This window comes from Alteromonas sp. Mac1 (assembly GCF_001562125.1).
In the GTDB taxonomy this organism is placed as follows: Bacteria; Pseudomonadota; Gammaproteobacteria; order Enterobacterales; family Alteromonadaceae; genus Alteromonas; species Alteromonas stellipolaris.
Window position 1 is genome coordinate 3,001,417 of sequence record NZ_CP013932.1, and the last position, 13,199, is coordinate 3,014,615.

Annotated in this window: 13 protein-coding genes; 4 read left to right on the plus strand and 9 right to left on the minus strand. The window is 42.8% G+C overall.

Features of this window, described 5'->3' with window-relative positions; all coding sequences use genetic code 11:
* Positions 1–18: 18 nt before the first annotated feature.
* The 5 genes from AV939_RS12805 to AV939_RS12825 are packed head-to-tail and all read right to left on the minus strand — an operon-like array spanning position 19 to position 3,758.
* Positions 19–714: a hypothetical protein gene (locus AV939_RS12805; protein ID WP_082604883.1), complete on the minus strand. Its 696-nt coding sequence runs from the start codon at positions 712–714 to the stop codon at positions 19–21.
* Positions 711–1,475: a hypothetical protein gene (locus tag AV939_RS12810; protein ID WP_057790798.1), complete on the minus strand. Its 765-nt coding sequence runs from the start codon at positions 1,473–1,475 to the stop codon at positions 711–713. The genes AV939_RS12805 and AV939_RS12810 overlap by 4 nt, the downstream gene beginning before the upstream one ends.
* The gene (locus tag AV939_RS12815) at positions 1,465–1,818 is read right to left on the minus strand and encodes a cupredoxin domain-containing protein (RefSeq protein WP_057790797.1); all 354 of its coding nucleotides are present in this window, start codon (positions 1,816–1,818) and stop codon (positions 1,465–1,467) included. The genes AV939_RS12810 and AV939_RS12815 overlap by 11 nt, the downstream gene beginning before the upstream one ends.
* On the minus strand, positions 1,802–3,091 hold the full coding sequence (locus tag AV939_RS12820; protein WP_057790795.1) for an ATP-binding protein: 1,290 nt from the start codon (positions 3,089–3,091) through the stop codon (positions 1,802–1,804). Before AV939_RS12820 ends, AV939_RS12815 begins: the two co-directional genes overlap by 17 nt.
* A gap of 1 nt (position 3,092) precedes the next feature.
* On the minus strand, positions 3,093–3,758 hold the full coding sequence (locus AV939_RS12825; RefSeq protein ID WP_057790793.1) for a response regulator: 666 nt from the start codon (positions 3,756–3,758) through the stop codon (positions 3,093–3,095).
* A 142-nt stretch (positions 3,759–3,900) separates the two neighbouring features.
* On the opposite strand from AV939_RS12825, the gene AV939_RS20195 reads away from it, so the two are divergent.
* The 4 genes from AV939_RS20195 (at position 3,901) to AV939_RS12840 (ending at position 8,987) form a co-directional block, all read left to right on the plus strand.
* Positions 3,901–4,053, plus strand: a complete 153-nt coding sequence (locus tag AV939_RS20195) for a hypothetical protein (RefSeq protein WP_156454641.1) — start codon at positions 3,901–3,903, stop codon at positions 4,051–4,053.
* Positions 4,054–4,177: 124 nt separating this feature from the next.
* On the plus strand, positions 4,178–5,125 hold the full coding sequence (locus AV939_RS12830) for an MBL fold metallo-hydrolase (protein WP_061997798.1): 948 nt from the start codon (positions 4,178–4,180) through the stop codon (positions 5,123–5,125).
* A 361-nt stretch (positions 5,126–5,486) separates the two neighbouring features.
* A complete protein-coding gene (gene lepB / locus AV939_RS12835; protein WP_061997799.1) occupies positions 5,487–6,128 on the plus strand; it encodes a signal peptidase I in 642 nt (213 codons plus the stop codon).
* A gap of 270 nt (positions 6,129–6,398) precedes the next feature.
* Positions 6,399–8,987 carry a TonB-dependent receptor gene (locus AV939_RS12840; protein WP_057790787.1) on the plus strand — a complete coding sequence of 863 codons (2,589 nt, stop codon included), beginning with the start codon at positions 6,399–6,401 and terminating at the stop codon, positions 8,985–8,987.
* Positions 8,988–9,025: 38 nt separating this feature from the next.
* Here the strand turns inward: AV939_RS12840 and AV939_RS12845 are convergent, their stop codons facing one another.
* The 4 genes from AV939_RS12845 to recR form a co-directional block, all read right to left on the minus strand.
* Complete coding sequence (locus tag AV939_RS12845) at positions 9,026–9,421, minus strand: MAPEG family protein (protein ID WP_057790785.1); 396 nt, start codon at positions 9,419–9,421, stop codon at positions 9,026–9,028.
* Between the two features lie 114 nt (positions 9,422–9,535).
* On the minus strand, positions 9,536–10,180 hold the full coding sequence (gene adk / locus AV939_RS12850; RefSeq protein WP_013783409.1) for an adenylate kinase: 645 nt from the start codon (positions 10,178–10,180) through the stop codon (positions 9,536–9,538).
* A gap of 312 nt (positions 10,181–10,492) precedes the next feature.
* On the minus strand, positions 10,493–12,415 hold the full coding sequence (htpG, locus tag AV939_RS12855; RefSeq protein ID WP_057790782.1) for a molecular chaperone HtpG: 1,923 nt from the start codon (positions 12,413–12,415) through the stop codon (positions 10,493–10,495).
* A 109-nt stretch (positions 12,416–12,524) separates the two neighbouring features.
* Positions 12,525–13,124, minus strand: coding sequence for a recombination mediator RecR (recR, locus tag AV939_RS12860; protein WP_057790780.1), 600 nt, complete (start codon positions 13,122–13,124; stop codon positions 12,525–12,527).
* Positions 13,125–13,199 lie beyond the last annotated feature (75 nt).

Below are 13,199 nucleotides of genomic sequence, written 5' to 3' on the forward strand. Positions count from 1 at the left end.
GTAATTCATTTTTGTTAATTAAAACTCGAATTCTAGTGACATTCGCAATGTATGATCTTTGCTGTCTCCATTAAGCCCCGCGATAAAGCCAAATTCCCATTTTAATTGCTTTTGCTTTTCAAAGCGTTTGATACCCATAAAAGCTGGACCAACGCCGACATAGTCCTCTGCTACATATAATTCAATACCCGGCTGAACTTCAGGGATCCACCGGTAGCGATACTTTGCTTTGAATTCACCCTCCCATTCATTAGTAACAGTTTCTCCCCATTCGTATACCAAACTTACGTTGGTGGTTAGGCTAAACTGGCCAAACTCTTTCTCTGTAAGTATGCCCGCCTTTGCTGCCCAGTCATCGGTATTGTGTTGTTTCTCTAACTCAAACAGGGTTCCCCAATCGGCCCAATACTTTCCACGCTCGGTGACCATCCAGCGAAGCTCAAGCTCATAAGATTCCAATCCAAAATCTTGATTTTCATCGCGAGCTCCCACTAGGTAAGTTTCTAAGATCACAAACTCAGAAAGGGCGTACCCAAACGAGAAGCGTTGCATCAAGACATTACCATTATCATTTTGGCGTGAGGTTAAACGCCATTCGAATTCGCGCTCAAAAGGCAATACATAGGGTTGGTAGACACGGTCTACGGTAAAGTTGTCAGCACTCACGGAAAAGGTTGCAAGAAGGACAAACAAAAATAAAACTATACGCATCATTGTATAACCTCCACTTGTTGCCACAGTGCAGGTATGCGCTTCCTTATTGCAGCAATGGCGTTGGGCACAGCTAAGGTAAATAGAAATAACATTACGTAACTCATCGAAGGAGTGGCTTCATAGCCAATTAATGCGTTCAATAAATGCCCATACTCGCTCTTGTCGCTAATGAAGTGGCTACTATCCCAAACTTGATGGGGAGTAGGAAATATATCTATTTGCTCCAGAAGTAGCGCTACGTTCGCTACTTGCGCGGCAACAAAAAGTGTGGTGAAACGAAATGTCGCTTTTTGGCTTACAAAGTGAGTTAGTGCAATATTGAGCAAAATAGCGATGCTAATGCTGATACCCAACCCGATTGTAGTGCCAAGAAAAAGCAGCGTACTATCACTGTTGTGCGAAAGCTCCGACACAAAGTACACCATAAAGTGCAGACTGTTAGGTAGCCCTATACCAAGCATAAGCAACGTAATACCCATACTGTTTAAGTTACGTTTCGAGAAAGGACAAATAACAAGCACACAAATACCTATCCACGCACTTACTAGTAGCAAGGATTTTAGTATTTCAAAGCCAGCGCCTTCGGCCATTTGAGAGATAAGACCTAAGTATGAATAAGAAATTACGGCGATTACAAGCAGTAAGACTATTCGCCATATTAGTGAAAAACGAGACACGCTAGGTAACGCTATAAGTAAACTAAGTAATAAAAAAATGGGCAATGTATCTCTTAGGAAGAGTACGACGGTATTAATGAGCATTTGGTTCCTCCTCTTGTGATTGCACAACTACTTTGCCTACCGCACTGTTAGGGTGGAACTCACCAAAGAAAGGATATTCACCTGGAGCCAGCGGTCCTATATAAATAATGCCTTTGCTGTTGGCAAAAATTACTTTTTCTCTGTTAAGGGCAAAGCTGTCTATTTCCTCAGGGGTATCATCAAAATTGATGAAAGTAAGGCGTACCTTTTTTCCTGCTGGAACCACTACATTTTGGGGGTAAAAAAGGTGATCTTTAATTTCTACCACTACTTCAGGTAGCGCATATACTTGAAAAGAGGCAAATGAGAAAAGGGCAAGAGAAATTTTAAAGTAGAAGTTCATTTTTAAACTCTACCTTTACAACAAGGCCCCCCAACGTAGCATCATCAAGCACAACATAAGCATCATGCAGAGCAGCAATTTGAGACACTATGGCCAAACCAAGGCCACTGCCCGATGTGGTCTTAGCTTGTGTTGCACGGTTAAATCGCTTTAGCACACTGGGTCTTTCACTTGCGGGAATGCCAGGGCCTGAGTCCGCAACACTCAAAGTCACCTTCGATGCTAGCTTTTCAATTCGAACAACAATTTGTGCCCCCTTCTGAGAATAATTACTCGCGTTGGTAATCAGATTTTGCAATAAGGTGTACAACATAAAATGGACACTGTTTAGCCAAACCTCATCACCTTCCAAGGATATTTCTTGTTGTTTGGCTTCAATTTTTCCGTATAGGTCGCTAATAACTTCCTGGGCTACATAGTGTAGGTTTACCGCCTCCTTTTGCTCTACAAAAGTCTCTGGACTGGTGCGTGTTAGTAATAAGAATTGGTTCACCGCATGAATCATCCTATCGGTGTCTCGCTGAAGTATTTCAAGTAATTTACCGCTATCACCTAACTCCTCAGCGATATTATGAATATTGATTTTCATCACACTTAGCGGTGTACGCAGTTCATGTGCTGCGTTAGATGCAAACTGCTGTTCTCTTTCAAACGCGGCACTAAGCCGAGAAAACATTGAGTTGAGCGTAGAAACAACAGGTTTAAGCTCACTGGGTTCTCTATCAAGTGAAATGGTAGAAAGATCATTACCTGTTCGCTTAGCCAGCTTTTGGGAAAGTTGTTTTAGAGGAGCAAGACCCCAAGTTATTCCCAAGAACAAAATTACAGCAAGGAGGGGAACACTGATAATAAAAGGAGTTATGGAAGCAACGGTTAATGCATCCGTTAACGTAAAGCGATTACTCAAAGGTTGAGCCACCATGTACCAAGAGGTTTCATCTTTCACATAAGAGGTATTCACTCGCCATCGTGTTCCTAGAACATTCTTTTCTGAGAACCCGTCTTTAAAGTCAGAAAGTGGCGCTTTTAACACTTCGCTTGAGCTTTTTATCAACTTATCGTCTTGCCAAATTTGAAATAACAAAGTGTGGTCTTTATTTGATGCCTCTCCATTGAAAGAGGCAATAGCGCGACTCAACGCTGTTAGCTCATTATCTAGTAACGTAGTTGATATATCTATTGTGGCACGATATCCATGCAGCGCCGCACTGAAGACAATAAGTACTAGGGCACTGGTAAGGGTTAAAATAAGAAAGCGACGAATCGACGTCACGTTAGTCTCCAGAGTTGGATATGCAATACCCCACGCCTCTAATGGTTCGAATAAAGTTTTCTGGCATCTTTTTTCTCAAATGGCTGATGTGGACTTCTATAGTGTTGCTTGCTACTTCCTCCCCCCATTCATAGAGCTTGCTCTCAAGCTGATGCTTACTCAGTATACGTCCAGCGTTTTCAATTAGCGCCTTCAAAAGCATAAGCTCTCTTCGAGGTAGATGTACCTTGTCTTTGTCAATGGTCAGTGTATGGTGCGCGGTATCAAGACTGACGTTCTTCACAGTGATAACACTTTGTGAAGCCGTACCTAGTCTACGCTCCAAAACCCGCAGGCGCGCCAGTAACTCATCAATTTCAAAGGGTTTTGGGAGGTAATCGTCTGCACCTGCATCTAGCCCTGAGATTTTGTCGGTGGTTTTGTCTCTTGCTGTAAGAATTAAGACTGGCAGTACTGGGTTCGTTTTGCGAATACGCTTAAGCACGTTCAATCCATCTTGATCTGGCAGACCTAGGTCGAGAATGACAATGTCATTTTGCGACATCTTAAATGTGTTCAATGCGCTGGCGCCGTCGTAGACACAGTCTACAACATAGTTTGCCTTACTCAGTGAAACCTTAAGCGCACTGGACAATGGCTTATCGTCTTCTACTAACAGTATGCGCATATCATTCCTATAATTAGCTAATAAATATAAGGGTATATTAGCAATATTAAGAAAACCTTAAGCTTTTTTATAATCAAACGGCTAAGTATAAGGCAATAAATGTTCGGAGTGAAATTTGACTAAATACACAAGGAATAAAGCCATGATTGCCACTACCGAAAACAGTAATACCCCAGCGTGGGAAAATGAACAACTTGCTTCCAACCATTTATTTTCCCTTACAGTGTTGTTTTTACGATGTACGTTTAAAAATGCAATTCACTATTGTTTTGAAGAAATAGATGCCCATGCTTAAGTTGTGTTGGACAAGCCTAATTTCAATTATGAGTTCACAGCCGGCTTTTAGTCATTCAATGTAAGCCAACAATGAAGTTTGTCGTATAAACTCTCGATATGACTAACTAACTGAGGAGAAATGTATGAAAAAAACGCCGGGGGGCATTTTCTCAATTACAGTATTAATTTACTTATTAGCCGGTTGCACAACATCAAACGAAGGCAATATTATGGGGTTGCGTGAAAATGAAATTGAAACTAGATTAGATAAACTACCGACTTCCCTTACCTCAGGCGATTTGTTTAATACAAGCATTCTCGAACCTACTCAGCTATTTGATAATCTTTATTTTGTAGGTTATGTCAGTGTAGGTAGCTTTGTTATCACCACGTCAGAAGGTATTATTTTAATTGATACTATGTGGACCCCTTACGACGCAGAACATGTCATTGTTCCAGGGCTTAAAGAATTAGGCTTAAATCCTGAAGATATCAAATCCGTGATAGTGACTCATGGTCACAGCGACCACTATGGTGGCGCTCATTATTTTGAAGCAAAATATGGCGCTACAATTTTAATGGGTAAAGATGAATGGAACTATATTCACGATCCAAAAGCCCCTGTTCTAACAGATCCTTTCGGTAACTTTTCTACAGAAATACCATTACCAGACACATACACCCAAGTAACAGATGGTGAAATCATCCGGTTAGGTAACGCTAACTTAACGGTACTTGCTACACCAGGGCACACCCCAGGGGGGTTATCTTTATTAATACCGGTTACAGATAACGGCGAACCACACATGGTCGCAGTGTGGGGCGGTACAGGATTACCAGATACAAAAGAAGAAAATCAAAATTACTTGCACTCTTTAAACTACTTTCAAAACATAGCGAATAAAAAGGGAGTTGATGCGAGTATTTCAAACCACCCATTTTCCAATAACTTAATTGAAAAAATGAATGCATTGAAAAATCGTGAGTTTAATCAATCAAACCCAATCGTAACGGGCAATAAGGCGTTTAATGAATATATCGACAATGAGTTACGAATTAACGTTAAAAATAAGCTGTCATCATTTAAATAGCGCGAAAGAGGCAATATACAATGCCTCTTTTAAATTTACTTCTGGCACTAAACTAACGTAAATGTCTGGTTACACGATAACTAGATAGCGGTTAGGTAAGGTGGAACATGTCAAATAACCAGATTGCTAACATGGTTTGTTTGCATACTTACGCCACGTAGTGAATTGACTAGGCCACATGTTGTATATAGGACCATCTCAAAAACTACACATATCTTGAAACACTTTTCGTATGAACTGTTTCCAATCTACGCTTTCTATATTTAACGCAACTTTGGCGGCCGTTACTGACGTAATGTCACTTGTACGTGGTGATAGGCTAACGCTACACCGCACTAACCACCTACTGTTAGGAATAAAAATGAAGCAACAAACTGGCTCGTTCATTAAAAGAAATTTACCTTTCATTCTATTTGTTGTACTGATGTTTTCATTCAGAAGTAGCGTAGCGGATTACTATCATGTACCTACGGGTTCAATGGAGCCCACCATACAAGTCGGTGATCGTATTGTGGTAGATAAAAGTGCTTACACCTTTGAGCTGCCGTTTACCAACATGGTGCTTGCCCATACAGGCAACATCGCCCGTGGGGATATTGTGGTTATTCAAAGCAGTGCCGCAAATACTCGGTTAGTCAAACGTGTTATCGCTGTTGCAGGTGACACGGTGCATTTAAGTAACAACAACCTAACCGTAAATGGCGATCACGCCTTAATACAGCGGCTTGACAACTATATTTTCCAAGAGAATATGGGCGAGAGTCAGCGCACTATTCAGCTATTACCTGTTAATGGGGCGCGCACGTCATTTAATGAAGTTGTTGTACCTGAAAAGCATGTATTGGTAATGGGTGATAACCGAAATAACAGTGTAGATTCGCGTTATTACGGCTTTATCCCCGTTGAAGAAATTCAAGGCCAAGCTACGCGCGTGGCTTTTTCGTTAGATAAAGAAAATTACTATCTACCAAGAAGCGCTCGTTCCTTGCTGGCGCTTCAGTAAAATCAAAATAACTGGCATGCCCTTAAGCGGGTATGCCCCCTCTGATTTATCTTCCTCAACATGCCCGTTGCTATACGCCAACAATGAGCTTCAGCGCATTCAGACTCTCTTTGTTTTTTCATTCGTACACAATTTGTAACTAACTCTATTCAAAAACAATAGCTTACTAGCTTGCTACTTTGCACACGTTAGTGCTATTGATTGATTAGTAACCGTTCGCGTTACTGAAATAATAAACAACAAGTAAAATGGAACCATAAGGAAATCACAATGAAACATGGTGTTAAACTTAGTGCGCTCACACTCGCACTGGCTGGACTCTCGTCTATCTCCACCTCGCAAGCTCAAGAAGTAGAAGAAAAAGCTGAGGGAGTAGAACGTATTGCGGTAACAGGCTCTCGTATCAAACGAACCGACATTGAAGGCCCCTCTCCTATTCAATCGATAGATGCCACTATGATAAAAGGCATGGGCTATGAAAACCTACAACAATTGCTAGAACGCATGCCGGCTACCGGCGCGGGAACTTTCTCAACCCGTAACAATAGCCAAGACTCCACCGCAAATGGTGCGGCTTCTGTGTCTCTTAGAGGGATGGGGCCAGATGCCACCTTAGTTCTCATTAATGGCCGACGTGTTGCCATCAGTGCTTTTGCAGAAAGTATTACTAATTCATTTGTGGATATTAACGCTATTCCGGTATCGGCCATAGAACGTATAGATATCTTGAAAGATGGCGCGTCAGCTATTTACGGTTCAGATGCCGTAGCCGGTGTAGTAAACGTTATTTTGAAGAAAGACTATGATGGTTTAGAAGTAAATGTGGGCTATGGCGGCACTACAGGGCCAAGCTACGGTGAAACTACGGCGAATATGCTGTGGGGCAGCCAAAGTGAAAAAAGCAGCGCTACTGTCATTCTCGATTACTTTAGCAACAGCCGGTTAGGCGCAGATGAAATGGGTCGGTTTGGCACGGCGAATCAATCCCCTTATGGTGGAATGGATTTTCGTTCTTCTCGCGGGTATCCCGGTTACTTCTATGTTGATGGTGTTAAAACCATCGATCCCGACTGCCCAGCCGATAGCGCAACAGCATCAGGAAGTTGTTTGTTTGACTATGGTCCATATGGCCTAACTATTCCTGAGTCGGAGCGCGTAGGCTTTATTGGTCAATTCGATTACAAAATTTCGTCGGATGTTACTGCGTTTATGGAAGTTGCCGTACAGCACAATACATCTGAAGCTGGCGGTGCAGCCACGCCGCTTGATGAAGATGCTGGCTTAACCGTACCTGGCACCCATCCTGATAACCCTTTCGGGCAAGATATTGATATTGGCCGTTACCGCCCTGTGGATGCGGGCGCCAGACGCTGGGATATTGAAACAGATACCCTGCGATTTGTGGCAGGCTTGCGCGGACAAATTAATGACTACGATTGGGAAGCCTCTGTACAAAAAGGCAGAAGCAGCTCGGAGCAAAGCGGTGACCAATCGCAAGGTTGGGTTCGCGTAGATTGGCTACAGGAACAGATTGACTTAGGTAACTACAATCCTTTTGGTGGTGTAACTAACTCACCTGAGGTGATTGATGCCATAACCACCAGCTTGGTTCGCCGAGGTGAATCTCGCATGACCAGCTTTGATGCTCATATTACTGGCGAAGCGTTTGCGTTAGGTGATGAAATGGTCATGATGGCAGCAGGTATAGAGTATCGCGAAGAACAAGTATCAGACATTCCAGATATTCAATTCCAACAAGGGCTTATTTTTGGTACTGAATCGGTTTCTGCTAACGCAGAACGCGATCAATATGCTGCCTATTTGGAATTATCAATTCCTATCTCTGACCAACTAGAGCTTCAACTGGCGGGCCGTTACGACGACTACAGTGACTTTGGTAACACCACTAACCCGAAAGTTGCTTTGCGTTGGGCGCCTAGCGATGAAGTCACCCTTCGTGCCTCGTGGGCACAAGGATTTAGAGCGCCGTCATTGGCACAAGTAGGTTTGGGGCCTTCACAAAAGAGTGTATTCTTTGTGGATAGATACCGCTGTGAAGCAACAGGTTTAGATTGTGAATCGCTAGATTACAATATTGAATTTGCGGGTAACCCAGATTTGGAAGCGGAAGAGTCTGAATCGTGGAATGTGGGCGCAATTTGGGCCCCAACACAAGCGCTTGGCTTAAGTGTTGATATTTGGAGTATCACCCAAGACAACAAGATTGATGAGCAGCAATTTGGATTGGTATACGACACTGAGTGTAATAATCAAGACAGCGAAATTTGCGTACGCTTAGATCCACAAGGCGGCGCTAGCTTAGGGGTTATCCAAAAGATATTTAATACCTACCAAAACGTGTCTTCACAAGAAGCTGCAGGTATCGATTTAAGTGCAAACTACATGATTTCGCTTAACGACTATGGCGACGTTAAATTCAATCTTGATTGGTCTTACCTTACCGAGTTTGAAAAAGACGGCTTAGATTACACGGGCGAATATGGTTATCCTGAGCATCGCTGGTTGTTTGGCACTACGTGGAGCAAAGGAGCGTTTGACGCTAATTTGAATATTAGTTTTGTGGGTGAGTTTGAAGATACACCCGATATCGACTTCGACGGCGTGTTAGATTTTGAAGAAAACACATCTCGTATGGTCGACTCACAAATGCTAGTGGATATTCAAGGTGGCTATAACGTGACCGACACTATTCGACTTGTACTTGGCGTAAACAACGTATTAGATGAAGAACCCCCCTTTGCTATAGGGAATGGCGATAGCGACCTTTACGGTTATGTGGGTAGTATCCACAATCCGCGCGGCCGCTTCGTATATACCAAAGCAACGTTTAGGTTCTAAACGCTAGCGCTAACTGTGATTGCCTGAATGTCAGGCAATCACAATCCAAAGTGAATTAGCATTAAGTTAGCAATAGCTGCTACTAACATGGCTAAAAACGTCAGTAACATACCTGCGATACGTTGCCAACTTGCCCCACTATGATGTCTTAATCCATAAGCATGGAAAATACGCCCGAATAACAGTGAAGATGCTAGTACATGTACCGCCCAGCCTTGCCCCGTATTCGCTTCAAAGCAAGCAATCATAATTAACGTAATAGGGACATATTCACTAAAGTTGCCATGAGCGCGACTGAGCCTTTTCAGGTCTTCATTACCGCCATCGCCCAAGCTAATTTGATTTTTTCTACGAACGCCTACCACTAGAAATGACAAGTATAAGTAACAAATCCCCAACAGACTGGCATAAAACGCCGTTATAGGTAATACCATAGGTTAGCTCCACGTTTATATTAGTTATTCTGCAATTATTAAACGCTATTCGCTTATAACATACAAGTAACAAAAAAGGCCGCTACTGCGGCCTTTACAAATCAACAAGCTTTATTAACCTAGAAGTTCTGCAAGCTCTGCGCTTACTTCGTCAACTGGGCGTGTGCCGTCTAATTTGTGATATTCGCAGTTGCCCGCATCAGCTTCAGCGCTATAGTAATTAACTAATGGCTTAGTTTGCTCATGGTAAATTGCAAGGCGTTTACGCACTGTCTCTTCTTTATCATCATCACGGATAATAAGGTCTTCGCCAGTATCATTGTCTTTCCCTTCCTCTTTAGGTGGGTTGTAAACAACATGGTAAACACGACCTGAAGCTGGGTGTACACGACGGCCACCCATACGCTCAACAATCACATCATCTGGTACGTCAAACTCAATACAATGATCGACAGAAACACCGGCTTCTTTCATTGCATCAGCTTGTGGAATTGTACGTGGGAAGCCATCTAACAAGAAACCATCTTTACAATCGTCTTGTGCAATACGCTCTTTAACTAGCCCGATAATGATTTCATCCGATACTAGCTTACCTTCATCCATTACACGCTTGGCCGCAAGGCCCATTTCCGTACCTGCTTTTATAGCAGCACGCAGCATGTCACCGGTAGAAATTTGGGGGATCCCATATTTGCCCATTAAAAACTGAGCTTGTGTGCCCTTACCCGCGCCAGGAGCGCCGAGAAGAATAATTCGCATGAGTGCGTTCTCCGCTTATGATTTTGAACTTTTTTACTTGGGGCACTTTACACATTCAGCACCACAGTGACAAGTATAAGCCCCACAGTAGAGGGAAACTAAACACTTATGATGAATATATATACTACTTATGGCCCGTTATAAAATCCGACTTTGGTCTTAACTCACTGCTTCCTTTCAAACATACCGAATGAAATTAGCTAAACGGGTAAAATATAGCATAAATTAATGTGCAAAATAGATTTAAAGACTCTAGAAACAAAAAACGGGCATTACGCCCGTTTTATATTAATTAACTTTTAATATTGAAGCTTATTTTGCTAACTTCATTAATAAAGTGTTTAAGTTTTGCACAAACGCTGAAGGGTCTTTTAAGCTACCCTGTTCAGACAATGCAGCTTGGTCAAACAATACACCAACCCATTGCTTAAACAAATCTTCGTCTTGCGTTTCTGCTAAGGTTTTAACCAAAGCATGCTCTGGGTTAAGTTCGAATAGGTACTTAACGTCAGGCACAGGCTGACCTGCAGCTTGCATCAACTTCATCATCTGTGTAGTCATGCCGTTGTCATCAGCAACAATGCACGCCGGAGAATCAGTTAGACGGTGGGTAAACTTAACGTCTACGACTTTATCGCCAAGAGCTGCTTTAGCACGCTCAACAATACCTTCTACTTCTTTTTCTGCTTCTTCTTGGGCTTTCTTAGTATCTTCATCTTCAAGGTCGCCTAAATCTAAGTTTGCTTTTGCAATAGATTCAAACGGCTTTTCGTTGAAATCACTTAGATGCGACATTAACCATTCGTCAATGCGCTCACCCATTAGCAATACTTCAATGCCTTTCTTACGGAAGATTTCTAGGTGCGGGCTAGATTTAGCAGCTTGTAGGCTGTCTGCCGTTACGTAGTAAATCTTATCCTGGCCTTCTTTCATACGCTCAATGTAGTCTGCCAACGACACGGTTTGTGCATCAGAGTTACCGTTGGTTGATGAGAAGCGAAGTAAACCAGCAATTTTTTCACGATTGTTATGGTCTTCAGAAGGACCTTCTTTCAGCACGTTACCAAATTCGTTCCAGAATGACTGGTACTTCTCGGCGTCGTTCTTGGCCATTTTCTCAAGCATTTGAAGTACGCGTTTAGTACAACCTTGACGCAATGCTTGGGTTACCTTGTTGTCTTGTAGAATTTCACGAGACACATTAAGTGGCAAGTCGTTGCTGTCTAGAAGACCTTTAACGAAGCGCAAGTAATTAGGCATAAACTGCTCGGCGTCATCCATGATGAAAACGCGCTGAACATACAGTTTTAAACCGTGCGCTTGGTCGCGGTTCCACATATCAAACGGGGCTTTAGAAGGAATGTACAACAAACTTGTGTATTCCGTCTTACCTTCAACTTTGTTATGCGCCCATGCAAATGGGTCGGCAAAATCGTGAGAAATGTGCTTATAGAATTCTTTATATTCTTCATCAGAAATGTCTGACTTTTCACGCGTCCACAAAGCAGTAGCTTTATTGACGAGTTCCCACTCACCTGGCTGTGCTGGCGTCTTCTCGCCATCAGGGCCTTCGCTTTCAGGCACTTCTTCTTTCCACATTTTAACCGGAATACTAATGTGGTCTGAGTATTTGCTAACAATTGAACGTAAACGCCAATCATCAGCGAATTCTTTTTCGTCTTCACGAAGGTGCAATACAATTTCAGTACCGCGAGTTGGTTTGTTGATTTCTGCTAAGGTGAATTCACCCTCGCCTTCAGAAATCCACTCAACGCCTTGTGAAGCATCTGCGCCAGCGGCACGAGTGCGAACAGTCACTTTGTCAGCAACGATAAATGCTGAGTAAAAGCCAACACCGAACTGACCAATCAGTTGTGAGTCTTTTGCATTGTCGCCAGAAAGCTTACTGAAGAAATCTTTTGTACCCGACTTTGCGATAGTACCTAAGTTGGCTATCACTTCATCGCGGTTCATACCAATGCCGTTATCAGCAATAGTTACCGTGCCCGCTTCTTTATCAACACTAATTTTTACGTTTAGGTCGCCATCATTTTCATAAAGGCTGTCGTTTTCTAGTGCGCGGAAACGTAGCTTGTCTGCTGCATCCGCAGCGTTAGACACAAGCTCACGTAGGAAGATTTCTTTATTTGAATACAAAGAATGAATCATCAGATGTAGAAGTTGTTTAACTTCCGTCTGAAAACCGTGGGTTTCTTTATGGGCTGCTTCAGCCATAATCCAATATCTCCTCGTTGAATGGATCACGTTACTTTCAAACAGGTAAGGCCGAACTAGCAGTTTTCAACAGCAAAGCGAAAAAATATTATTGAGGAAGCGCCGCAATTTAGAGTTTGCGGCGACCAGAAAAGGCGTGAGTAAGGGTGTTACCGTCTATATATTCAAGCTCGCCGCCCACAGGCACACCATGGGCAATACGAGATGCTTCAACGTTATGGGCCGCACAAAGCTGAGCTATATAATGCGCAGTGGCTTCACCTTCCACGGTGGGGTTGGTGGCAAGGATGACTTCGTCTATGCCACCTGCACTAAAGCGGGTTTCTAATTCGTTTAAGCCAATTTCTTCAGGCCCTACTCCATCGATAGGCGACAAATGTCCCATCAATACAAAATACTGCCCTTTATAACTAAGCGTTTGTTCAATGGCCAAAACATCTTGCGGGCTTTCAACAATACATAATAATCCACTGGCCTCGCGCTCGGGGTGACGGCAAATTTCGCATAGCTCATCTTCTGTAAATGTTCTACAGCGCTTGCAGTGATGAATGTGCTCCATAGCGTTGTGCAGCATATTACTTAAATCTATCGCGCCCTTACGGTTGCGCTCTAGAAGGTGAAACGCCATACGCTGAGCACTCTTATTACCTACCCCAGGCAGGCAAGTTAACGCTTGAATTAATTCATTCAGTAACGGGCTAAACTTCATACAAACTACTTATTATTTAAAATCGGATTACGAAAAAACTACGCATGTTACTCAGTAAAAGTTCTTGTTGCACAT

Excerpts from the sequence above, each read along its gene's own strand:
- AV939_RS12805 (WP_082604883.1), bottom strand. The coding sequence starts at position 714 with ATGATGCGTATAGTTTTATTTTTGTTTGTCCTTCTTGCAACCTTTTCC.
- AV939_RS12840 (WP_057790787.1), top strand. The coding sequence starts at position 6,399 with ATGAAACATGGTGTTAAACTTAGTGCGCTCACACTCGCACTGGCTGGA.
- AV939_RS12845 (WP_057790785.1), bottom strand. The coding sequence starts at position 9,421 with ATGGTATTACCTATAACGGCGTTTTATGCCAGTCTGTTGGGGATTTGT.
- lepB (WP_061997799.1), top strand. The coding sequence starts at position 5,487 with ATGAAGCAACAAACTGGCTCGTTCATTAAAAGAAATTTACCTTTCATT.
- adk (WP_013783409.1), bottom strand. The coding sequence starts at position 10,180 with ATGCGAATTATTCTTCTCGGCGCTCCTGGCGCGGGTAAGGGCACACAA.
- AV939_RS12810 (WP_057790798.1), bottom strand. The coding sequence starts at position 1,475 with ATGCTCATTAATACCGTCGTACTCTTCCTAAGAGATACATTGCCCATT.
- AV939_RS12825 (WP_057790793.1), bottom strand. The coding sequence starts at position 3,758 with ATGCGCATACTGTTAGTAGAAGACGATAAGCCATTGTCCAGTGCGCTT.
- AV939_RS20195 (WP_156454641.1), top strand. The coding sequence starts at position 3,901 with ATGATTGCCACTACCGAAAACAGTAATACCCCAGCGTGGGAAAATGAA.
- AV939_RS12830 (WP_061997798.1), top strand. The coding sequence starts at position 4,178 with ATGAAAAAAACGCCGGGGGGCATTTTCTCAATTACAGTATTAATTTAC.
- htpG (WP_057790782.1), bottom strand. The coding sequence starts at position 12,415 with ATGGCTGAAGCAGCCCATAAAGAAACCCACGGTTTTCAGACGGAAGTT.
- recR (WP_057790780.1), bottom strand. The coding sequence starts at position 13,124 with ATGAAGTTTAGCCCGTTACTGAATGAATTAATTCAAGCGTTAACTTGC.
- AV939_RS12815 (WP_057790797.1), bottom strand. The coding sequence starts at position 1,818 with ATGAACTTCTACTTTAAAATTTCTCTTGCCCTTTTCTCATTTGCCTCT.